This window comes from Microcystis sp. M109S1, assembly GCF_020247025.1.
Lineage (GTDB): Bacteria > Cyanobacteriota > Cyanobacteriia > Cyanobacteriales > Microcystaceae > Microcystis.
Map to the genome: position 1 here is coordinate 1 of NZ_JADBRW010000337.1, position 22118 is coordinate 22118.

At 43.6% G+C, this 22118-nt stretch carries 18 protein-coding genes, 1 tRNA gene and 1 pseudogene; 6 read left to right on the forward strand and 14 right to left on the reverse strand.

From position 1 onward, the window contains the following. Window positions 1-158: 158 nt before the first annotated feature. The 4 genes from metH to IM322_RS17015 all read right to left on the reverse strand — a co-directional run bounded on the left by metH (window position 159) and on the right by IM322_RS17015 (window position 6801). Window positions 159-3722, reverse strand: coding sequence for a methionine synthase (gene metH, locus IM322_RS17000; RefSeq protein WP_287675440.1), 3564 nt, complete (start codon window positions 3720-3722; stop codon window positions 159-161). Between the two features lie 138 nt (window positions 3723-3860). Next, on the reverse strand, window positions 3861-5027 hold the full coding sequence (locus tag IM322_RS17005) for a SpoIID/LytB domain-containing protein (RefSeq protein ID WP_287675439.1): 1167 nt from the start codon (window positions 5025-5027) through the stop codon (window positions 3861-3863). Window positions 5028-5256: 229 nt separating this feature from the next. Next, window positions 5257-5877, reverse strand: coding sequence for a type I restriction endonuclease (locus tag IM322_RS17010; protein WP_287675438.1), 621 nt, complete (start codon window positions 5875-5877; stop codon window positions 5257-5259). Window positions 5878-6303: 426 nt separating this feature from the next. Beyond that, window positions 6304-6801 (reverse strand): DUF29 domain-containing protein, encoded by a 498-nt coding sequence (locus tag IM322_RS17015; protein WP_002798842.1) that lies wholly within the window; start codon window positions 6799-6801, stop codon window positions 6304-6306. 313 nt (window positions 6802-7114) lie between these two features. Between IM322_RS17015 and IM322_RS17020 the strand changes: the two genes are divergently transcribed. The 3 genes from IM322_RS17020 to IM322_RS17030 all read left to right on the forward strand — a co-directional run bounded on the left by IM322_RS17020 (window position 7115) and on the right by IM322_RS17030 (window position 8442). Continuing rightward, window positions 7115-7423 carry a hypothetical protein gene (locus IM322_RS17020; protein WP_287675437.1) on the forward strand — a complete coding sequence of 103 codons (309 nt, stop codon included), beginning with the start codon at window positions 7115-7117 and terminating at the stop codon, window positions 7421-7423. 105 nt (window positions 7424-7528) lie between these two features. Next, window positions 7529-7972, forward strand: a complete 444-nt coding sequence (locus IM322_RS17025; RefSeq protein ID WP_002735722.1) for a toll/interleukin-1 receptor domain-containing protein — start codon at window positions 7529-7531, stop codon at window positions 7970-7972. 56 nt (window positions 7973-8028) lie between these two features. Then, the gene (locus tag IM322_RS17030; RefSeq protein ID WP_002745372.1) at window positions 8029-8442 is read left to right on the forward strand and encodes a toll/interleukin-1 receptor domain-containing protein; all 414 of its coding nucleotides are present in this window, start codon (window positions 8029-8031) and stop codon (window positions 8440-8442) included. Between the two features lie 125 nt (window positions 8443-8567). Here IM322_RS17030 and IM322_RS17035 read toward each other — a convergent pair whose 3' ends face one another. From IM322_RS17035 to IM322_RS17050, 4 genes and pseudogenes are all read right to left on the reverse strand, one after another. Then, window positions 8568-8801 carry a DUF2283 domain-containing protein gene (locus IM322_RS17035; protein ID WP_002736855.1) on the reverse strand — a complete coding sequence of 78 codons (234 nt, stop codon included), beginning with the start codon at window positions 8799-8801 and terminating at the stop codon, window positions 8568-8570. 289 nt (window positions 8802-9090) lie between these two features. Then, window positions 9091-9216, reverse strand: a complete 126-nt coding sequence (locus tag IM322_RS17040; RefSeq protein WP_287699123.1) for a hypothetical protein — start codon at window positions 9214-9216, stop codon at window positions 9091-9093. Between the two features lies 1 nt (window position 9217). Beyond that, window positions 9218-9817, reverse strand: a pseudogene (locus IM322_RS17045) (tetratricopeptide repeat protein); the annotation flags it as partial. Between the two features lie 80 nt (window positions 9818-9897). Next, on the reverse strand, window positions 9898-13212 hold the full coding sequence (locus IM322_RS17050; RefSeq protein WP_287699121.1) for a tetratricopeptide repeat protein: 3315 nt from the start codon (window positions 13210-13212) through the stop codon (window positions 9898-9900). An 83-nt stretch (window positions 13213-13295) separates the two neighbouring features. Here IM322_RS17050 and IM322_RS17055 point away from each other — a divergent pair, with 83 nt between their 5' ends. Together IM322_RS17055 and mrdA are read left to right on the forward strand one after the other, a co-directional pair. Further along, window positions 13296-14405: an S-(hydroxymethyl)glutathione dehydrogenase/class III alcohol dehydrogenase gene (locus IM322_RS17055; RefSeq protein ID WP_287672456.1), complete on the forward strand. Its 1110-nt coding sequence runs from the start codon at window positions 13296-13298 to the stop codon at window positions 14403-14405. 475 nt (window positions 14406-14880) lie between these two features. Then, complete coding sequence (gene mrdA / locus IM322_RS17060) at window positions 14881-16749, forward strand: penicillin-binding protein 2 (protein WP_287672455.1); 1869 nt, start codon at window positions 14881-14883, stop codon at window positions 16747-16749. Here the strand turns inward: mrdA and IM322_RS17065 are convergent. The 6 genes from IM322_RS17065 to IM322_RS17090 form a co-directional block, all read right to left on the reverse strand. Further along, window positions 16746-17552, reverse strand: a complete 807-nt coding sequence (locus tag IM322_RS17065; protein WP_287672454.1) for a radical SAM protein — start codon at window positions 17550-17552, stop codon at window positions 16746-16748. The genes mrdA and IM322_RS17065 overlap by 4 nt on opposite strands. 19 nt (window positions 17553-17571) lie before the next feature. After that, window positions 17572-17663 (reverse strand) — tRNA-Ser (locus IM322_RS17070). Window positions 17664-17724: 61 nt separating this feature from the next. Next, window positions 17725-18444: a DevA family ABC transporter ATP-binding protein gene (locus IM322_RS17075; RefSeq protein ID WP_287672451.1), complete on the reverse strand. Its 720-nt coding sequence runs from the start codon at window positions 18442-18444 to the stop codon at window positions 17725-17727. Window positions 18445-18462: 18 nt separating this feature from the next. Beyond that, window positions 18463-19635: an ABC transporter permease DevC gene (devC, locus tag IM322_RS17080; protein ID WP_287672450.1), complete on the reverse strand. Its 1173-nt coding sequence runs from the start codon at window positions 19633-19635 to the stop codon at window positions 18463-18465. Window positions 19636-19642: 7 nt separating this feature from the next. After that, window positions 19643-20926, reverse strand: a complete 1284-nt coding sequence (locus tag IM322_RS17085; protein ID WP_287672449.1) for an HlyD family efflux transporter periplasmic adaptor subunit — start codon at window positions 20924-20926, stop codon at window positions 19643-19645. Window positions 20927-20972: 46 nt separating this feature from the next. Next, window positions 20973-21545 (reverse strand): TetR/AcrR family transcriptional regulator, encoded by a 573-nt coding sequence (locus IM322_RS17090; protein WP_287672447.1) that lies wholly within the window; start codon window positions 21543-21545, stop codon window positions 20973-20975. Between the two features lie 135 nt (window positions 21546-21680). Here IM322_RS17090 and IM322_RS17095 point away from each other — a divergent pair, with 135 nt between their 5' ends. Beyond that, on the forward strand, window positions 21681-21971 hold the full coding sequence (locus IM322_RS17095; RefSeq protein ID WP_287672445.1) for a DUF2288 domain-containing protein: 291 nt from the start codon (window positions 21681-21683) through the stop codon (window positions 21969-21971). The last annotated feature ends 147 nt before the right edge of the window (window positions 21972-22118 follow it).

Here is a 22118-nt window from a genome sequence, read left to right on the forward strand (position 1 = left end):
CGGCACTTTTTGAGGGAAAAAAAGTCTAAAAACCTTGTTGGATAAGGTTTTTAGATTTATTCAGCAAACCCTAATTATTGGTCACTGTTTACTGTTTACTGTTTACTGTTTACTGTTTACTGATAACTGATAACTGATCACTGATAACTGATCACTGATTAGGTACTAAAGTATTTAGCGGTGGGGTGATAGGTGATAATGGCGGTGGTGGATTGTTCTGGGTACAATTGTTCGCTTTCGTCCATAGACATCCCAATGCGATCGCATCCTAACAGATCTAGTTGCTTGTATTGATCCTGAATATTGGGACAAGCGGGATAGCCGAAACTATAGCGAGAACCCTGGTAACGCTGTTGTAGTATATCGCGGATATTATCAGGATCGAACTGTGCGAAACCTAACTCGCGACGGATGCGGGTGTGAGTCCATTCGGCCATGGCTTCGGCGGCTTGGACAGCCATGCCGTGATAATAGAGGTATTCGGTATATTGGTTGGCATCAAAGAGAGATTTAGCGTATTCCGTGGCGATTTCCCCCACTGTCACCGCTTGCATCGGGAAAACGTCGATAATACCGGATTCCTGCGGGGCGAAAAAGTCAGCAATACAGAGACGACGACCGGATTTCTGGCGAGGAAACTCAAAAATGGCGATCGGTTGCAGATTTTCGGGTTTTTCGCCCGCTTGTATCGATTCGGGATCGTAAATTAAGAGGGAATTACCAGAGGATTGACAGGGAAAATAACCATAAATTAATGTGGGGTTTAGTAAATTTTCCTTGACAATTTTCTCTTTCCATGCTGCCAGAATTGGATGAACTTTTTCCTGTAAAAACTGGTCGTATTCCTGCTTCGGTTGGCTTTTTGGTTTGCGGAATTGCCATTGACCGACAAATAAAGCTTGTAGGTCCAAATACCAGAAAACCTCCTCGATGGGAATTTCTGCTGCTGTTAATATTTTAGTACCCCAGAAGGGCGGTGTTGGTCGGGGAATATTAACTTCCACCGCTTCCGAACGACGGGTATCAATAACTAATTCTTGGTTGACGGTGCCATCGGTAAAAATAGTATCGGGATTAACCTCTAATTCTTCTGCGACAACCGGGGTTTTTTCTCCCTCGACAAACTCCCCTAAAAAGCCTTTACTATCATCCCATTGACCCCCAGCTTTAGCCGGCATTAATTTATCCATAAAATGCAGGTCAGAGAAGGCATCTTTACCATAGATAACCTTTCCATTGTAGGTTTTTTGACAGTCATCATGGACAAATTTAGGAGTTAAAGCTGCCCCGCCAAGGATAACGGGAATGGTGATTCCTTTTTCGTTAAAAACCTCCAGATTTTCCTTCATAAAAGCCGTCGATTTCACCAATAAACCGCTCATAGCGATACAATCGGCTTTATGTTCTTTGTAGGCTTCGATGATATTTTCTACGGGTTGTTTAATGCCCAAATTAATCACCTTATAGCCGTTATTGGTCAAGATAATATCAACTAAATTTTTACCGATATCGTGAACATCCCCTTTAACTGTTGCGATAATAAAAGTCCCTTTGGCATTATTATCACCCTCTTTTTTCTCCATAAATGGTTCTAAAAAAGCAACGGCTGCTTTCATAGTTTGGGCAGATTGGAGAACAAAAGGTAACTGCATTTGTCCTGAACCAAATAACTCACCCACTACCTTCATCCCATCCAGGAGGAAAATATTAATAATATCTAGGGGTGGATAGTCCTGTAAAGCTTGATTCAAAGCACCTTCCAGTCCCAATCTTTCCCCATCAATAATATGCTGTTTTAAGCGTTCCTCCACGGGTAAATTAGCATTACTAGAGGGGTCTTTTTTAGTAGTTTTCCCCGCAAATAATTCGGTTAATTTGGTCAGGGGATCATAAACACATATATCGCCATCAAAACGACGATTATCATAGATTAAATCCAGACAAACTTGCTGATATTCTGGTTCAATTTTTGCCAGAGGAAGAATTTTATTAGCACTGACAATTGCCCCATCCATCCCCACCTGCATCGCTTCGTTGAGGAAGACGGAATTTAATACCTGACGCGCTGCCGGATTCAAGCCAAAGGAGATATTAGACACACCTAAAATCATGTGACATTCTGGCAATTCTTGGCGAATTCGACGCATTGCTTCGATAGTAGCCTTGCCATTTTCTCGGTCTTCTTCGATACCGGTAGAAATCGGTAAAGCTAGAGGATCAAAAAAGATTTCGTAGGGAGGAATTCCGTATTCTATCGCCGCATAATAGGCCCGTTTAGCTATCTGGAATTTTTTCTCGGCAGTGCGTCCCATTCCTTCTTCATCAATGGTTCCAATTACTACCCCCGCACCGTATTTTTTCGCTAAATCCAAGACTTGATAAAAACGCGGTTCCCCGTCTTCGTAGTTAGTAGAGTTCAGGATACATTTACCCCCCGCTACTTTTAACCCCGCTTCCATTTTTTCCCATTCGGTGGAATCTAACATTAAAGGTAGGGTGACATTATTAACTAAACGAGAGGCTAATTGGTGCATATCGCGCACCCCATCCCGGCCCACATAATCGACGTTGAGATCGAGAATATGCGCCCCTTCTTTTACCTGCGCTTTCGCCATAGATACTAAACTATCCCAGTCTTCATCATTGAGAAGTTCCCGACATTTTTTAGAACCACTGGCGTTTAATTTTTCCCCGACAATCAGGAAAGAATTATCTTGAATATAGGGTTGGGTACTATAAATAGAAGCGGCGGAGGGTTCATAATGATAATGACGAGATTTTGGAGTTAAACCCTGACTTAGTTCCGCTAAAGCTTGAATATGGTCGGGACGAGTACCACAACAACCGCCGATAATTTGTACTCCCAAATCTTCGATAAAGTGCATTAAAGCCATTTTTAATTCTACGGGAGTGAGGCGATAGTGCGCTTGACCGCCGACATTTTCCGGTAAACCAGCGTTAGGAATACAAGAAACAATAAAAGGGGAATTTTCCGAGAGATATTTAATATGGGGTTTCATCAAATCGGGACCAGTGGCGCAGTTAAGTCCCAAAATATCGATTTTATAGGGTTGTAAAATAGAGACAACGGCGTTAATTTCCGTTCCTACCAACATCGTTCCCATGGTTTCCATCGTCACTGAAACCATTAGGGGCAATCGTTGACCTTTTTTCTGAAATACTTCTTCAATAGCATTTAAAGCCGCTTTAATTTGCAGGACATCCTGACAGGTTTCTACTAATAATAAATCTGCCCCGCCATCGTACAGGCCTTCTACCTGTTCCACATAGGCATTTTTGAGAGTATCAAAGTCAATATGACCCAAAGTGGGCAGTTTTGTCCCCGGCCCCATGGAACCCGCCACAAAACGGGGTTTTTCGGGGGTAGAGTATTTATTAGCGCAAGCCTTGGCCAGTTCGGCGGCGGTTTTGTTGAGATAATAGGCTTGATCGGCTAAATCGTACTCGGCTAAAACTATCGAGGTTCCCCCGAAGGTGTCGGTTTCAATCACATCCGCACCCACCGCTAAAAAAGCTTCGTGGACTTTGGCTACGGCACTAGGTTTAGTATGGACAAGATACTCGTTACACCCTTCGTATTCTGCCCCACCAAAGTCCTCGGCCGTGAGATTTTGGCTTTGTAGGGAAGTTCCCATCGCCCCATCAAAGACGAGGACGGGATGTTTGGGTCCGTTGAGGTAGTCGAGAAAGGGGCTATTCATAGAGAGATTTACTGCTATAGCATTTTGAAAGTTTATTCTAATACAGTTACTAGAAATCTGCTATGGTCGGCATTTCAGTGATCAGTGATCAGTTATCAGTGATCAGATTTGAGTTTTCAGTCGAGAAAGCCTATCAATCTAATTTTGTAGAACTAGACGGGCTAAACCAACTCCGGGATAATAATTACCGAGAATTTGTTGATAATCTAGGCCTTTTTCCGCTAATTTATAAGCCCCAGTTTGACTCATACCGCGACCACCGTGGGCCCAAGCGACAATTTCATCGGTGGCAGCATAAAGAGACTCGACTACACCCCCTTTATAACTGAGAATCTGCCCAGCAGTGGCATTAACCGCTTGGTGAGTCGATTGATACTCCGAGCGAATGCCTTTATATACCTGCCAGCGTTGGCTATTACCCAGATGAAACCAAGCATTAGCGGGGCGGATCATGTGTACTAGGGCGTAGGAACGGGCGGCGATCGCTTGTGCCTTTAAAGCGTGCATTGGCGCGGTGGAGTGCATTTCACTACCCACCACACTATAGAGATAGGCCTCTAAATTAACATGATTGACCACTAATAAGCGATCGCCTTGGGCCACCAGCAGCACTTTGCCCCGATACCAACTATCATCCACATAAACTAAACCATCGGCACTGGTGGGCTGCACAAAAATCACCTCTGGCAGCGATAAATCGCCCATTTTTAAGCCCTTGGCACCTGGAATGACCGGTAAACCCTCGTTAGTGGCAATCGTTTTTAAACCGCGACCTTGGCGATCTGTGATCACCGCCGGTCCGTTAACTCCAATCAAAACACTGGCCACATCCCTTTTGATCGCCACGCGAATTTCTAGGGCCGGCGGCGTATAATTAGCGGGAACCACTAAAGGTTGTCTAGTCACTGGTTTGGCAGCAGCAGCGGGGGAAGTATTAGGGGAAGTATTAGGGGAAGTTTGAACCGATGGCGCTAATTTTTTCGGTGCCAAGGGGGAAGATTGGGGAGAGGGTGCTGATTTTGGAATCGCAGAAGATTGGGGAGAGGGGGATAGTTTCGGCGATGGTGCGGTTAAGGGGGCGATCGGAGATGGGATAATAGGAGCAGGGGAGGCAGCAGTTTCTAGATTTGCCTGCGGTTGCGGGGTTTCTGGTTTTTCCTTGGCTAAATAAGTTAAGAGAATTGGCGTAAAAGTGGCGATCGACAGCAAAGGAACGGCACAATGGCGCAGCAGGGAAAAATAAGTACTAGCAGGAAATTTCATTTTAATCACACCATCTTTAATTTTCTTATCTAACTTTATCATTCCCCTCTCAGGCTAGGCAATTCTAGACAAAAACTATCGTATTTTTGAGCTTGTCAGGACAAATCAGGCTGAAATAGTGAAGAAAAGCCGAAAAAATCCTGATAATTTTGATTTATGCCTACTGATTTGTTCCTTTCAGAGCAAATTATACAACAGAGGGAAATAGGAGAGTAACGATTCTGCTGGAGTTATCAACAGTCGTAAAATTAGGTACTGATTATTTTCATACTCAAATTAGTTGACAGAGATGTTTCAGGATTTTGAGAACTTCATATAAATCCCCTGGATTTCTCATGGCAAATAAACGAGAGGTTCCGTATAAAGGTTTGTCGTTCCATAATAATTTAACAAATAAAAACTCGGAACCATTGGTCAACATTCCATAATTAGGACGGTTTGGATGAGGATTGGCCATTAAATAAGCTAATAATTGCGGTAAACCTACTTCAACGGAATAAATCACCCGTTTTGATTCAATAATCATTACCCATAATTGCTCTTTTAGAATTAAAGTATCTAACCTTCCTTTAATTATTAAATCTTGCTCTTCTGTAATAATTTCAACGGAATCTTCTGCTTTAATGTGAAAGGGAAATAGATAAAAGTTACCAATAAATAATAATGGGTCTAAAACCGTCATCCTCACCGAAGTTTCCAAAAAGGGAGGATAATTCAATAAGTTAAAATAACCTGTTTTGATTTTATCTAACAATTCTTTTTCTTGGTCAGAGATTGCTTCTAGGTCTTCCTGCCATTCCCCAAAAAAATGCTCATCTTCTATAAACTCTAGTTGAAAATGATTAATTAAATCTCTGAGAGTGACTTCTTTTGCTTGTAAAACTTGAACCATATTTACCTACTTAATTAACACTTACTTTAATGGTAATTTTCTATTTTTAATTTAACCAAGCAAAATATCGGTTACTGATAGGGTTAACTGCTCTAAATCAGAGAGAACAGTTAAGGATATGGTCTTGTTTTGTTTACCTGCACATCGCTTCGGTTAGCATCGTTCAGGTTTTTATCAGCTGCTTTCGCTCTTCCTACATCATCCAGATTAGCCATCGTCTTCTCCTTAATTTAGAGTACATGAAAGGTTCACTTTGCTATGATTTATCCAAGAGATTTATTGAGATATAAGTAGTTAGGTGTTAAAAACTTTATTCCCCCCTTATTTCCCAGGGAAGGGGGGTTAGGTCATTCGGGCGATTTTTCATGTTGGCAAGGTCATATTCTGGTTTCATGGTTTTATTATCGATAATGTTTACTTTCGTTTTTACCCGTAAAAGTCCTCATTTAGAATCTGTTCAGGTGTGAAAGGACAAGCGAGGGGATACTCACTTTCTTGGGGAATACGAATACCAAATTGAGCGCGTTTACCCTGTTTGATGGCGACTTTACGAGCGCTGGAATAGGCTTGTGTGATGGAGATTAAGAGATAAGATTTAAGAGAGGGAGTCTTAAGTAAATCATCTTGAACGCGCTGGCGATGCTCATCTACTGAATTATACCAACTTGCTTTCATTGTCTCAGGAGCATCATGCTGTATCTTTAATTTGAGTAAGTGAATCAACAAGACCATTAAGTTGCTCTCTAAGGCGCGTTTCTCTGACTTACCCAAATCTTTTAACTCCTCAATTAAGTTTTCTATATCCAGTTGTTCAAACTGTCGATTCTGTAATTGATGAATAGTTTGCTCAATCCACAACTGAAGATCTTGTTCGTAAAGTGTTGTGGGATTTTCTTGAATGTCCGATTGTTTTAATAAGTTCATTTGGCTTTCATTAAGTTAACGGTAGATGAATAATTTGGTCTTTATATTTATTATTATACTTGATCTTTACCAGATAGTGTGATCGCATTGGGTTCTTAATTATTGACCTCTCCCCTGAACCCTATCCTACAAGGAAAGGGGAGAGAATTTAGCGAAGAGAGCTTCGACTACAAACTAGGTTGGTTGTCAAGGCTCTAGCCCGAACAAGTTTAACCTGTTTTCTTTAGGTAGTGAGAAGCTAAATGGACATAACCCTATTGCCCAAATTGGGTAACTTATCTAGAATAAGTATATGAACAGAGGAGGAGACGTGATGGAGTATCAGAATTTTTCGCTCATTAAAGAAGATATTCAGGCTGATGCTTGCGGACGGATTAGCCTTGGGACTCAATGTAGCAACCGTCACTATCGGATACTGATGAATACAAGCGGGGAACTTCTTTTGGTTCCCATGGTGGCGATTCCAGAGGGAGAACTATGGGCTTTTCAGAATCCTAGTGTCCGCGAGTCGCTCAAACGGGGGCTCGCGGAAGCCAGCACGGGAAATTTAGCTGAAGAAACAGTCGATTTAGGCGCTATGCTTAAGTTAGCTGAATCTATTCCTGATGAAGTCGAGGAGTAAATGAGTTTCTCTAGCGACTAAAAACGCTATACTCTTAGTAAATTGTCAGCAGATTATGAATAAATCAGTTGAATTAATTTAAATATCGAGGAAGCTAGAAACAATATGAAAGTTTTTATTAGTCATGCCTTTACTGAGGCTAAGTTAGCTAAGAGAGTTGCTGATTCTCTCAAAGAAGATGGCTTTCAAGTTTGGGATGCTGCTGAAATGTTACCCGGGGAAAACTGGGCTAATAACATAGGTAAAGCCTTACAAGAATCTGAAGCAATGATAGTCTTATTAACACCAGAATCACTGAAGCCTTTTAATGTTGTTTCTGATATTAGTTATGCAATTGGAGAAGAAAAGTATCAAGGTCGTATCATTCCTGTTATTGTCTCTTCCTCAGATAATTCAAACCTAGAACATATTCCTTGGATTCTCAAAAAATTTCCAATGATTTTCGTCCCTAATCTTGAACAAGACAATCAAGAATTGAAAGAAATTACACAGGCACTTAAAAATACGACAAGCTCCGACGGACTGACTCATGAGATACACCACTTTTAGATTTGGCTTGTCTCATCCCAAGCTATGCTTTGTCTAATTTTAACTATAGGTATGAGATGATTCCCCAAGAAGCTTTTCTTTCCCATTCTAGCAAAAATCGAGAGTTTGTCTCTCATTTGGCCAATGAATTACGCCGTCATGGAGTTCCCGTTTGGTATAGTGAAACTAATATTTTAGGCGCACAGCAATGGCATGATGAAATTGGGAAAGCTTTGAGGCGATGTGATTGGTTTATTATCGTTCTCTCTCCTGATGCGGTCGATTCTATGTGGGTAAAGCGAGAACTAATTTTTACTTTACAAGATCAGCGTTTTGAAGATAAAATTTTGCCAATTCTCTATCAACCTTGTGAATATACAAAACTTTCTTGGGTCTTACCTAGCTTCCAAATTATTAATTTTAATGATAATTTTGAAGAAGGATGCCGAGATTTGCTTCGTGTCTTTGGCTTGGGTTATATCTATATCTAGTGGTAGTTTGTAGCGTAACAAACCAATATGTGATCTGGTAATTGATCGATATGTTGATGGAGTTGTTGACGAATATTTGCAGACATAAGCTAAGTTGTTTTAATGATTTACTCAATCTGATTACACTAAACTGCCAAGCGGAGATTGGCGATGAGGGGAAGTTGGAGTTCGTTGTTTTCTTGTAGTCTTTGGGAGAAAAAAAGGATTTCTAGGTTTTCTATTTCTTCGGTTTTTGGGTTGACTCTCACGATAATATCATCTCCTAATTCTTCGGATTCTTGTTCGGTATAGGGAGCGCATTTGTTAATATAGAGAATGTCTCCAGTGGGGTCATATTTAATAATTAGGTTTGCTGCCATTCGGCTCTTCTAGGTTCTGTGTGATAAGTTTAACTTACTATATGATCGATCGATCTTTGTGTCCTTTGTGTCTTTGTGGTTCGTTCCACCCCCTCGCTAGGAGGAATGTATCTTAGAATACATTTTACCCACCAAATCCAAGAGAGCCGCCATTCGATTTGTCCTCCTGTTATAGTGCTACGCGCAAGTCAGAAATCAAAAGTACAACCTGAGAGGGTTTCGGAGATTGTAAATATCCTAACAGCCTTGGCGGTTGTCATAATTATACTAACCTCAAGCCTCAAAGGAATTACTCAACAGCTTCATCGCCGAACACTTCGAGATCCCAAGACAAACCAATATTTCCCCCGTAGGGGCGCAATGCTTGCGCCCAAACAATGATTGCGCTCAAACAATCCTTACGCCCAAAACCCATTCTAACCCTCCAGCAAACCCCGCACCTCCTCAACCCCAACCCCCAAAATATCAGCCACAGCAACGAAAATCTCCTCATCTTGCGTTTGCTGATAAAGAGCAACAAGAAGGGGCAAAGAAAAGGTTTGTATGGTGTAATTATCGTTAAATTCTGCCCGAATTTGTAAGGCTTGCAGGTAATAACTTTTGGCTTGGCTCAATTCCCCAACTTCTTGCGCTACGATTCCTAAATTGTTCAGGGTTTTGGCTTGCTCGTAGCGGGCGCTTTGCGTGCCTCCGGCAGCGCCATATTCAATCTTGATCTCAAGAGCTTGCCGGTAGTAGCTTCGGGCTTGCTCCCATTCCCTCAATTCTTGCGCTAAGTTTCCCAACTGGTGCAGGGTTCCGGCTTGCTCGTAGCGATCGCCATATTCAATCTTGATCTCAAGAGCTTGCTGGTAGTAGCTTCGGGCTTGGCTCAATTCCCCAACTTCTTGCGCTAAGTTTCCCAACTGGTGCAGAGTGCTGGCTTGAGAGAAGCGATCCCCATATTCAATGAAGATCTCAAGAGCTTGCTGGTAGTAGCTTCGGGCTTGCTCCCATTCCCTCAATTCTTGCGCTAAGCTAAACGGCTTTTACTTCGGATCACCGATATAGACTCCAAAAGGGTTATAGCTATTGGATCATGCAGGTTAAGCGCCGTTTAGCTTACCATTCCCAACTGGTGCAGGGTTCCGGCTTGCTCGTAGCGATCGCCATATTCAATGTAGATCTCAAGAGCTTGCCGGTAGTAGCTTCGAGCTTGCTCCCATTCCCTCAATTTTTGGGCTACCATTCCCAACTGGTGCAGAGTGCTGGCTTGAGAAAAGCGATCCCCATATTCAATGCAGATCTCAAGAGCTTGCTGGTAGTAGCTTCGGGCTTGCTCCCATTCCCTCAATTCTTGCGCTACTCTTCCCAACTGGTGCAGGGTTCCGGCTTGCTCATAGCGGGCGCCATATTCAATCTTGATCTCAAGAGCTTGCCGGTAGTAGCTTCGGGCTTGCTCCCATTCCCTCAATTCTTGCGCTACCCTTCCCAACTGGTGCAGGGTTTTGGCTTGCTCGTAGCGGGCGCCATATTCAATGTAGATCTCAAGAGCTTGCCGGTAGTAGCTTCGGGCTTGCTCCCATTCCCTCAATTCTTGCGCTACCGCTCCCAAATTGTGCAGAGTGCTGGCTTGCAAAGATTGCTTAAATTGACTGTAACTTTCACTAATTGGCTTGAGTAATTCGAGGCTCTTTTGGTAAATCTCTTTCGCTTGCTGATAATTTTTACTTTGTAAATATTTGCTTCCTACCTCGACAATTATAGCAATGATTTCTATTGCCACCTGCCCTTGTTTGGCTTCAGGGGGATAGTTTTCAAAAGTTTCGAGAACGAACTCTAGGAGCTTTAAATTAGTCTGAGTATCTTGGGTTAACTTCAGATAACTATGCAAGCAATTAATAATAGTCAATACGCTCTCTTGCTGATTGAGGGCGATTTGCAACGCATTAAACAGATTTTCATACTCCCAGCGACAGAACAATATCCCCCACTGCTTCTCTTGCGGATTTTTGGAATGTAGTAAGTGATCATAATAACTTGCCAATCCTCGGTAATGATTCTTAAATCCCTCCCAAATTGCTGCTTGCGTCTCTGGTGCTAATTCCTTTAACTTCGTCTTTAGGAAGTAGGGAAAAATAGGCTGGATAGTCAAAAAACTCGGCATTTCTTCACTCATCGGCGAAAGCAAACCCCAATGAATCGCTTCTTCTATCGCTGCATCGAATTGGTCAAATTGATAGCCTTGTAAAGGTTCTAATTGCTGTAGTTGTTGGCTATATTCAGGAATAACATCCCTGGGAATAAACCCACTAAAAGGCGCTAAACATAGTAACAACTTCTGCGCCTCCTCCGACAAATTACTGTGGGAATATTCCACACATTTGATGATATTATTAGTCTTATCCTGATCCCCCACATTAACTAATTCCGCCAACTGTAACCCTTGCCAAATCTCCTCCGGTGACTGTCGCTTCAGATTCGCTAATACCACTTCCATCGCCAACGGATATCCCGCCAACAACTTCATCAAGCGTTTAAAATAATCATCCTTTTTAATCGCATTTTTCCGACTCTTCGCCTGACGTTCTAAAATTCTCTCCGCTAATTCAGTTCTCGACTCTTGGTCTAATCCTTGTAAGTGATAGATATTCTCCTTAAAAGTCCTGCGTTGCAGCCAAGTTTCCTCACTGCGAGAACCCAAAATCACCTTCGTTTTTCCCCCGACCAAATTCTTGAGAAATTCGGCGACTGCTTCCCTCTCATTCTCCGGTAAAGTATTCTGAATTGCTAACGGTTGTCCCGTCACCGACTCCAGATTATCTAAAATGAGAATATACGCCTCACTGCGGAGTTTTTGTTCTAGTTTCCTCACCCGCGCTTTCAGGTTCATCGCTTGGAAACTCCCCTGTTCAAAGCGATTATAAATTCCCTGACCGATTTCATGGACAATCTGTTCTAACGTCCAAGCTTTTTTATCATAACCAAAATAGAAAATATGGGTCGCCCAGTTGGTTTTCTGCCACCATTCTCGTAGATAATTGAGTAAAGTAGTTTTTCCTGTCCCTCCCATTCCTTTGAGTAAAAGTATATTATGTTTCAGTAGCGCCTTTTCCATCTTGAGAATTTCTAAATCCCTGCCGACAAAGCCGTATTCTGGTAAAGGAAAGACATATTGATTGCCGATATGTTCCCAGTATTTTTCCTCCTCTTCTGGAGTAAATGGACGCAAATTGAGATTAATTTTACCGCGACAATAAATCACCGGTAATAACCAATCTTCTAAATCTATTATCGTATTATAATAGGCGCGGCGTTGCTTATTATTGAATAACTCTAACCGTCCCTTTCGCATCGCTTCCGTTAGGTCTTTTCCGTTCAATAATTGCTGATAAATTGGTTTCATCATCAACTTAGCTGCAGAAACCGTCACCGAATATCCCATCGCTACCACAGCTTGCATTCCCGCAGTCATCAAACGACTCCCTAAACTGGTTTCCCGATAGTCTTCTGATTCCTGGGAAATTTGCTTTGCTGACTGACAAGCATTGAGAATACAAATAGGGATATTTTTCCCCGTGAGTAAATTCGCTAATTCCGTCGCTTCTACCGGAGTCGCTTGACCTTTTTCTTCTCCTTCCAGAAACAGAAAAGCTTTTACTCCCTCATATTCTGCTAAATCCTCCAGTCCCCATCCCCTTTGATAGCGCCAAGAATCCCCGTGAACCTGTCTTTCGTACTGTTCATATTCCATTAATCCGCCATGAACATCGAAATGAATAACATGATAGTATCCTTCTCCCTTCTCATCCAGATGTCTGGTTAGTGATTCATAAGTTCCGGGACGCAAAATATCAATTTTTACCGGTATTTCACTACTATTTACCAGTTCTACCAAAGGACGGGAAATCGTGCGATAGTTAACATCAGATTCCTCATTAGGACGCGCAATCACCACCAGGAGATTGATAGTAGGATAAGTGGCCATTTGCACCGGGACAACTGTAGCCCCTCGACGCTGGCGGGAGATGATACAATCTATAGAAAAGGGACGCGGTAAATCAGGATCTTTCAGCGCTTCCCAATGTAAAGCTTGAAATTCTGGCGACTGACTTTCGATAATAATTTGCAGTTGACTTAACTGCTTTCGCAAGTCTCGATATTCCCCATAAGCATTTAAATTACTCTGGAAAACCTGTTTAAATAGGTTTTCGCCATAGTTTTGGACACTGTTGGCAGCTTTTTGCGCTTTATCCGTGTCTAGGGTGGGAAATACTAACCATTCCTCAAAGTACCATTCTAGTTGTTTTTCTTCTTGGTTAGTAAAGGGGTCAGTAACCGTAATTGGGTAGCTGTTACCGCTATCAAAATTGAGACTAGCAGTAAAGCCACCATCGTTCATTCCTTCTTCGCGGATGGTGAGGACTAACATAGAGATAAGTTGAGAATTGTTCTATTACAACTCTTCAGCAGTTTAACGGTATTATACTGGGAAAAACCTATTCCTTTTAGCCTATGGATGTTCGAGCGGCAGTTGCCCTAGAAGCGGGAAAACCCCTAACTATTGAAACGGTAAAATTAGCCGCACCGCAAGCGGGGGAAGTGTTAGTAGAAATCAAAGCCACGGGAGTTTGTCACACCGATGCCTATACTCTCTCTGGGGCCGATCCTGAAGGCTTATTTCCCTCAATTTTAGGCCATGAAGGGGCCGGAATCGTGGTAGAAGTGGGAGAAGGTGTCACTAGCCTAAAAGTGGGGGATCATGTTATTCCCCTATACATTCCCGAATGTCGTCAGTGCGAATACTGTCTCAGCTTTAAAACCAATCTCTGTCAAGCAATTCGTCTTACCCAAGGTCGGGGAGTAATGCCGGATGGAACCAGTCGTTTTTCCCTCGATGGTCAGCCTCTTTATCACTACATGGGAACCTCGACTTTTGCTAACTATACCGTGCTGCCGGAGATTTCCCTAGCCAAGATTCGCCCCGATGCTCCCTTTGAAAAAGTCTGTTATATCGGCTGCGGAGTCACTACAGGTATCGGTGCGGTGATTAATACCGCTAAAGTGGAACCGGGGGCAAAAGTGGTGGTTTTTGGTCTGGGAGGTATCGGTTTAAACGTTATTCAAGGGGCCCGTTTGGTGGGAGCCGATATGATTGTCGGGGTCGATATTAATCCCCAGAAACAAGCTTTAGCGGCAAAATTCGGGATGACTCATTTTGTTAATCCCCAAGAAATTGAGGGGGATTTAGTGGCCTATCTGGTGGATTTAACTAAAGGTGGGGCCGATTATAGTTTTGAGTGTATCGGCAATGTCCAGATTATGCGTCAAGCTTTGGAATGTTGCCATAAAGGTTGGGGTGTTGCCACTATTATCGGTGTAGCCGCGGCAGGCCAAGAAATTAGTACCCGTCCTTTTCAATTAGTCACCGGACGCGTCTGGAAAGGTACGGCTTTTGGTGGAGCAAGAGGTCGTACGGATGTACCAAAAATAGTCGATTGGTACATGGAGGGCAAGATTAACATCGATGATTTAATCACCCATGTTCTGCCTCTGGCAAGAATTAACGAGGCTTTTGACCTGATGCGACAAGGGGATTCTATCCGCAGCGTGATTACATTTTGAGCAGGGATAATGTTACATATAGTTAAGAAACACTTGACAAACTCTTAACTATATATGTGTGCCAGTTTCTTGGCTCTCTTTAACTTACTATAGAAGCGATCAATCTTTGTGTCCTCTGTGTCTGGTGTGGTTCCTTCCACTCCTTTGTATTTACTCCGATTTTGTTAAGATATATTGCGGATACCCTGAACTTTAGTCAACAGAGGAGCTAAATCACCTAGTATTGCGTCTTTTTCAGTGAACAGTAAACAGTGAACAGTGATCAGTAAACAGTGATCAGTAACCAGTGAAAAGACATTAGGAAAGTGCTATTTGAAACCGCTCACTTAATACTCCTTACTTAAAAACTCAAATCTCATAACTGATAACTGATAACTGATAACTGATAACTGATAACTGATAACTGATAACTGATAACTGATAACTGATAACTGATAACTGCCCTAATAACTTTTAAACTTTTAACTTTAAGCAAATGCGTAATAGCGGACTCCTATCAAAAACCAAAGTCAAACTAAAACCGAAAAAACCGCTCAACTCGCCGAAGCGGCCATCGCCAAATAAATTACAGAATAAAATCACAGATAAAGAGCGTCTAGTCGGTCGTCAGCGTCAGTCATGGCTAATTATGGGATTAATTAGCATTGTCCTGCTAGGAGGAGTCGGCTCACGATTGGCATATTTACAACTGCAGCAAGGACAAATTAACCGAGAAAGGGCAGAAAATAACCGGATTCGCATTCTTCCCAAACCCCCAGTCCGGGGCAACTTATTCGATCGCAATGGCAAAGTTTTGGCCACGGCCCGCTTAACCCATGCGGCCTATATTTGGCCGAAATCCCAGCGTAATCCCGCTCAAAAACTCAATCTTGACCGTTTAGCCAGTATTTTAGGCATTCCCAAAAGCGACCTAGAAAAACGCATTAACGAAGCGGACGAAAACCCCTCCACCCTGATCCGCATCGCTAGGGGTTTAACTCCAGGCCAAATTATCGCCCTAGAGGAATACAAAGACGAATTAACCGGCATCGAAGTGGACGTGGAATCAGTGCGCTACTATCCCAATGGCAAAATCGGGGCGCATATTCTCGGTTATACCGGGGAACTAACCCCAGAGGAATATAAAGCCAAAAGACCCCAGGGCTACCGATTGGGAGATGTCGTCGGTAAAATGGGTGTAGAAGCCGCCTACGAGTCAAAATTGCGGGGAGAATGGGGGGGAATGCAGTTAGAGGTCAACGGATCGGGACAAGTAATCCAAATTCTCGGCCAAAAAATTGCTAAACCGGGGCAAGATGTCACCCTGACACTAGATTTAAAACTCCAAAAAGCCGCCGAGGCCGCTTTAGGAAAACGCAAAGGTGCGATCGTGGCGATCGATCCCCGGGATGGTTCCGTGCGGGCCATGGTCAGTTATCCTAGTTTCGATCCCAATGTGTTCTCGGCCCCAATTACCACCACCACTTGGAAAAAACTACAAGCGGAGGGCAACCCTTTTGTTAACCGCGCTCTGCAAGGATTCCCCCCCGCTTCCACCTTTAAAGTCGTCACTGCCACTGCCGGCATGGAATCGGGTAAATTTCCCCCCAATACGGTCTTAAATACCTTTGCCGCCCTTTATGTGGGGGGGACAGCTTTTGGAGAATGGAATCACGCCGGTTTTGGGCCGATCGGTTTTGTCAGGGCCATGGCTATGAGTAGTAACACTTTTCACGGTCAAATTGGTCGCGGGGTGGGGGGTCCGGCTTTAATTGCCATGGCTCGGCGCTACGGTTTCGGTCAGAAAACCGGTATAGAATTAGCGGAAGAAACTCCGGGGTTAATTGCCGATCGCGATTGGAAACTGCGTAATTTTAAAAACTGGGATTGGTCCGTAGGGGATACGATTAATATGTCGATCGGTCAAGGATTTACCCTCGCAACTCCCCTACAAGTAGCTGTGATGTTTGCTGTCCCCGCTAACGGTGGTTTTTTGGTGAAACCGCACCTTTTACAGGATGCCCGCGATGTTAAGGAATGGCGAAAGTCTTTGAACATGAAACCTAGCACCCTAGACACCCTGAGAAAGTCCCTGAGAGCCGTGGTAGCGGAAGGAACGGGTCGGGCCCTATCGGACCCCGCTTTACCGCCCGTAGCGGGCAAAAGCGGCACGGCAGAAGCACCTCCGGGGAAGTCCCACGCTTGGTTTGGAGCTTTCGCGCCCTTCGACAAGCCCGAAATTGTCGTGGTCGCCTTTGCGGAACATTCCGGCGGTGGTGGTGGTAAAGTGGCCGCACCTATGGTACGTCAGGTAATGGAGGCTTATTTTAATGTGAAGCCGAAAGAAGAAAAACCAAAGCCTTAGAGACCTGTGGCGGTAAGTGGCACACAGCGTACGGTAATTCCCGTGGACGTGGCAATTTTTTGCGCCCAAATTGCCAATATTTCAGCGTTTACGGGTTTGAGAATTTGCATTCCGTCGGCAGCGGTGAGGGGATTATTACCGCGGGTTTCTAATTGTCTTTGTCTTGCCCGGGGACGGGTCGGGGTGTTAAGTTGAATTTCATCGGGTTGTAGCTGTTGCATCAAATCGATATACTGGTCTTGATCTTGGGGCGACCAAGAGGCCAGCACCATGGTTTGAATTGCTAGTTTTCCCGACCATTCTTGGCGAAATTGTCTTAATCCCGACCAAAGAATCTGCCAATCCAGGCCGGGGACTGGACGGTTAACCCGTCGCCATTGGGCCTCGGAAACAGCATCGATTTTAGCGGCGACGATATCAGCTTTGCTCAAGTCTTGACGCACTCGGGCATCTCCCAAGAGGGTACTATTGGTTAAGACCGCCATCGGCCGCCTGGTCATTTCCTTGACGGTGGCCAGTATTTCCCCTAAATTGAGGGCGAGGGTGGGTTCCCCGCTACCACTGAGAGTGACTATATCCACATCCCAAGGAGCAAAATCCCTTAAATCCCTGCTAATTTGTTCGCTGGTGATAAAAGTTTTTCGTTGCTCGGTTTTTTGCTCAATTTCTCCTAACTGACAGTAGGCACAGTTAAAGGAACAGGTGGAAACTAAACCAATCGGATCAATGCCCAGGGAACTGCCGAAACGCCAAGAGGCAACCGGACCATATACGGAGCAGAAATAATCATGGCCAGCAGTCATCGAACATACCGAAAAAACACGGAGAGGGAGGGATTCGAACCCTCGGTACGGTCTTACGATTCGTACAACAGATTAGCAATCTGCCGCATTCGACCACTCTGCCACCTCTCCAAGATGACATTATTTTATTCTAACATCAAATGCCGATTTTTGGCAAGTAATTTTTGGGCAGTTAATCGCTTAAACGACCATCCTCCATGTTGACAATACGATCGGCGATGTCGAGAATCCGGTTATCGTGGGTGACGAGTAAAATCGTGCAACCTTGTTCTTTTGCCAATTTCTGCATGATTTCCACCACATCGCGCCCGGATTGTTTATCTAAGGCCGCGGTCGGTTCATCAGCGAGGACTAATTTGGGATGACTGACGAGGGCGCGAGCGATCGCAACCCGTTGTTTTTGTCCCCCTGATAGATCATGGGGATAATAATCAACGCGGTTGCCTAAACCCACTGACTCTAGAATTGCCGCCGCTTTTTGATCGAGATCTTGTTCTAAAAACTCCTCGTGCAGTTCCAAAGACATCCTCACGTTTTGTTTCGCTGTCAGGAATTTTAGTAAATTATGTGCTTGAAAAATATAGCCAATTTGACGGCGAATTTTCAGCATTTTGCCCTTAGCAATTCCTAACATTTCTTGGCCGAGAATTTTTAAACTGCCCTCTTGTGCCGATCGCAAACCTCCCATTAAACTCAATAAAGTAGTTTTCCCCGATCCCGAAGGACCGGTCATAATTACTACTTCCCCCGCTTTAATTTCCAGATCGATATCGTATAAAACCTGTTTTTTTAATTCCCCCGTGCCAAAATAGTGATTTAAGCCTTTAATGGCAATTACGGGTTCATTAGGGCTAAAATTCCCTAATTCTCGCTCTTTTTGAAAAATCAGCATTATTTCACCCTTGATAGCTTAGAAAATATCGGCTGGATCTGCTGTCCTTAATTTGCCCATAGCGACAATTCCAGAGGCAATACACATAATAATTGTTAGGATTAAAACTTCGATCGCCCTAGGGGTAGTCATCACTATCGGTAAAAGTGTAGCGGAGGAAGCGAGATGATAAACACCAAGAGAAACGATAAACCCCGGTATATACCCCAAAACCGCTAGTAATAAAGCCTCTTGCATCAAAACCCCGACTAAATACCAATCACCGTAACCCATAGCTTTTAGGGTAGCGTATTCGGGTAAGTGATCGGTGACATCGGAATAGAGAATCTGATAGACAATGACGATACCGACGATAAAACCGACTACTGTACCTAAACCAAAGATAAAACCAATGGCTGTACCATTTGCCCAATAGGTTTTTTCCCTTTCAGCAAATTCTTTTAAAGTAAGGACTATTACTTCATTTTTAGGTAGAAGTGCCTGTAAATTGGCTTTTACTGCCTCTATATTTGCCCCCGGTTGCAGTTTCACCAGTCCTATATCGATTTCGTGGGGTTGGCGTTCGGGAAAGAGCCTTAAAAAGGTAGAATCACTGCTAATGACGTTACCATCGGCAGCAAAGGAGGCACCAAGGGTAAAAATTCCCGCTACCTGGACCTCTTTTTTATTTAACTGAACTGTCAAATCGGGGTTTTTCTGGAGTAAATCGGCAATTAGACCGAATTCTGGTCTTCCTGCTTGATCGTACAAGACGCGATTTAACATCTTCAGATCACTGGATTTTTGATTAACTTCCGGGAGAGTAAAAACCCGTTGACTGGGATCAAAACCAAAGACTAAAGTAGTTCTTTCTAGGGCAGTTTCGGGATTGCGCCACTGGGCAGAAGCAATATAAACTGGGGCTATAGATTGAATGCCCTCGACTCTTTTAGCTTGGTACAAGCGATCGCGAGAGAAACTTTTCACAGCAAAGAGGGTATCAAATTGGGGATTAATCAGGACTAAATCCGCATCGAGGACATAATGGGGTTTAACGGAAGCATCAAATAAGGCATCCCGAAACCCCAACTGCGTGAAAATTAGGAAGTCTGCAAAAGCAATCCCGGCAATAGCCACGATCAAACGGGTTTTCTCTCGCGTCACCTGTAACCAAGATAGGGGCGTTTTTTTGAATAGATGGGTTAGTTTCATGGAAAACCTACTCATTGATAGTTACAGTTACTTGGGAATTGGTTAAACCTGCCACTTTTTCACTGTTTTCGCGATCTAAGGCAATGCGGACAGAGATAACTTTGCGATCGAAGTTTTCTCCTGGTTGATTGCTGAATATATTTTGTTGGTCAACTTTTAAAGCAATTAAGCGCACTTTTCCGCTAACTTCGCCCTTAAACGCCGATCCGGTAATCGTGGCAGTTTGTCCCTCGCGAATTTTCCCGATATCGCTTTGATAGATTTCGGCAATTACTTCCATGCGCTCGGTTTCAGCGAGGTCAACAATTCCTTGATCGCTGATTTGTTCCCCGATCCGGGTATTGACTTTAATCACTTTGCCGGTAATTGGCGATCGAATATAGGCCTGATTTAACTCGGTTTGGGCTTTTTTAACGGCAACTAGGGCAGCATTTACCTCCGCTTGGGCTGCCCGCACATCGACTCCCCGCACTTCTGAGACTTGATTTAAAGTGGATTTGGCCTCTTTGATCTGCTGTTGACCAGTGGATTCAATCCGGGCTAGGGTAGTCTTGGCTTCTTGTATCTCTTGTTTGCCGGTGCGTTCAATCCTCTCTAGGGTAACTTTTGCTTCTGTGAGTTGTTGATTACTGGTTTCTAAATTCAGTCTTTTACTATCAAAACTAGAGGCGGAAATTGCCCCTTCTTGATAGAGTTTTTCGTAGCGATCAAATTCAGCTTTGGCATTGCGATATTCTGCTTCTAATTTGCCAATTGTCGCTTTTTGGGCAGCCCTATCCCCTTCTAATTGCGCTGTTAATCTTTGGATAGTTGTCCGTTGGTTTGCTTGATCGCCTAACCATTGTGCCTCGATTTTCCGCACGTTAGCGGTATTAGCATCGATTTCGCCGACTTTTGCCCCAGCTTTCACCTGTTCTACCTTGGCTGCGGCTACTCTTACCTGTTCTTGTGCCTGTCGCAGGTTATCCTCTAATCTTTCCTGACTTTCGAGAATGGCGATTATTTGTCCCGTTTTGACGCTATCTCCTTCATCGACTAATAATTGCTTGACTCGATCGGAATCAAGCAACATCGGGGCAGATATGCTGATAATTTCTGTCCTTGGTTCAATTCTGCCTAAAGCGGTGATTTTTTGCGGTGCGTGCGACGCAACTACAGGGGTTTTGGTTTCGGGTTTGGGGGCGACTTGGGAAAGGCTATAAAAGGTGGTTATTCCTAATAATCCTGTGCCTAATACTATTAACCCGATAATTAACTTCTGATTGGGTTTCACAAAAGTTTTACCGTTCATAGAATTTCTGTTAGTAATTTTGCAGTTAATAAGCGATTGTTGGGGGTTAACAGTTTTTCTGTAAATAAGTAGTAAGAATTTTACCTAATAATTCCATTTGTTCATCGATCACAATCTGTTCATTGCACCACAGGCGCTCTAATATCAGTCCATTAATAACGCTGACAACTAACCAAGCTACACTCGGATCGGTAATACCTAAAATCTCGATTACTGCCTGATGATAGCGGCGATCAATGCGCTCAAAAAATTGACTACGACGCAGTTCTTCTCGTCCTTGGTATTGAGAATAATCAATCCATAAGAATAATTGTTTGATGCAGGAATCCTCGCGATTAATCATAAATTTTCCGAGAATTTTTAGCTTTTCTATCAGGGTTTTTCCTCGATCAATCTCGGCTTTAGCTAATAAAACATCCTGCTGGCACATCTCCTCGACTAACTGCTCGAAAAGTGCCGCTTTACTGGGAAAGTAGTGGTATAGCGTTCCCGTGGACACTCCCAATCCTTGCGCTAATTCTCTCGTCGTCATGTCAGCATAGCCTTTCTCGGCAAAGAGTTCGGCACTTTTTAAGAGGAGTTCTTTTCGGTATTGTTCTACGTCTACTATCTTAGGCATAAATTTAATATCGAACGTTCGTTATATTTTAGCTTAACATTACTATAAATGGGGAAATCGGTCGTCCCTTTGCCTGTATGCTAGAAGAAGGGGATAATTCGTTGTTGAGCGAGCTTTTTCGCCAGGATTGACAGTATGGGTAATATTCATGAGCAGTTATTAGAGGAATTAGCCGAAGTGGAGTGGAGTGACTTAATCCCCCATGCTCAAAGGGATGCGCTGATCGTGGTTTCGGATTCCCTCAATTTAATCGAAGTAGCAGAAGCGATCGCTGGTGATCGGGTTGCTGAAGTGCAGAATTGGATCGGGGAAAAACTACTAGAAAAACCGACACAGGAGCAATTAAGCGATTGGAATTCCCATCCCAATAACCTTTTTAATACACTAATCGTGCAACCTTTTGTGTTAATTCAGACCATAGCTTAGATAAAGCCAAACCCCCCAATCTTGTCGGATTGAGGGGTGGGAAAGAATAATCCTGGCATCGAGCTATTGTCCCGGTCGGCAACCCGACAAGTATCTTGGCCACGGTGAAGTTTCACAACCGAGTTCGGGATGGAATCGGAGTGGTGC

Bases quoted from the DNA above. Each gene is read 5' to 3' on its own strand.
- metH (WP_287675440.1), bottom strand. From the start codon at position 3,722: ATGAATAGCCCCTTTCTCGACTACCTCAACGGACCCAAACATCCCGTC.
- IM322_RS17005 (WP_287675439.1), bottom strand. From the start codon at position 5,027: ATGATAAAGTTAGATAAGAAAATTAAAGATGGTGTGATTAAAATGAAA.
- IM322_RS17010 (WP_287675438.1), bottom strand. From the start codon at position 5,877: ATGGTTCAAGTTTTACAAGCAAAAGAAGTCACTCTCAGAGATTTAATT.
- IM322_RS17015 (WP_002798842.1), bottom strand. From the start codon at position 6,801: ATGAACTTATTAAAACAATCGGACATTCAAGAAAATCCCACAACACTT.
- IM322_RS17020 (WP_287675437.1), top strand. From the start codon at position 7,115: ATGGAGTATCAGAATTTTTCGCTCATTAAAGAAGATATTCAGGCTGAT.
- IM322_RS17025 (WP_002735722.1), top strand. From the start codon at position 7,529: ATGAAAGTTTTTATTAGTCATGCCTTTACTGAGGCTAAGTTAGCTAAG.
- IM322_RS17030 (WP_002745372.1), top strand. From the start codon at position 8,029: ATGATTCCCCAAGAAGCTTTTCTTTCCCATTCTAGCAAAAATCGAGAG.
- IM322_RS17035 (WP_002736855.1), bottom strand. From the start codon at position 8,801: ATGGCAGCAAACCTAATTATTAAATATGACCCCACTGGAGACATTCTC.
- IM322_RS17040 (WP_287699123.1), bottom strand. From the start codon at position 9,216: ATGGGTTTTGGGCGTAAGGATTGTTTGAGCGCAATCATTGTTTGGGCG.
- IM322_RS17050 (WP_287699121.1), bottom strand. From the start codon at position 13,212: ATGTTAGTCCTCACCATCCGCGAAGAAGGAATGAACGATGGTGGCTTT.
- IM322_RS17055 (WP_287672456.1), top strand. From the start codon at position 13,296: ATGGATGTTCGAGCGGCAGTTGCCCTAGAAGCGGGAAAACCCCTAACT.
- mrdA (WP_287672455.1), top strand. From the start codon at position 14,881: ATGCGTAATAGCGGACTCCTATCAAAAACCAAAGTCAAACTAAAACCG.
- IM322_RS17065 (WP_287672454.1), bottom strand. From the start codon at position 17,552: ATGACTGCTGGCCATGATTATTTCTGCTCCGTATATGGTCCGGTTGCC.
- IM322_RS17075 (WP_287672451.1), bottom strand. From the start codon at position 18,444: ATGCTGATTTTTCAAAAAGAGCGAGAATTAGGGAATTTTAGCCCTAAT.
- devC (WP_287672450.1), bottom strand. From the start codon at position 19,635: ATGAAACTAACCCATCTATTCAAAAAAACGCCCCTATCTTGGTTACAG.
- IM322_RS17085 (WP_287672449.1), bottom strand. From the start codon at position 20,926: ATGAACGGTAAAACTTTTGTGAAACCCAATCAGAAGTTAATTATCGGG.
- IM322_RS17090 (WP_287672447.1), bottom strand. From the start codon at position 21,545: ATGCCTAAGATAGTAGACGTAGAACAATACCGAAAAGAACTCCTCTTA.
- IM322_RS17095 (WP_287672445.1), top strand. From the start codon at position 21,681: ATGGGTAATATTCATGAGCAGTTATTAGAGGAATTAGCCGAAGTGGAG.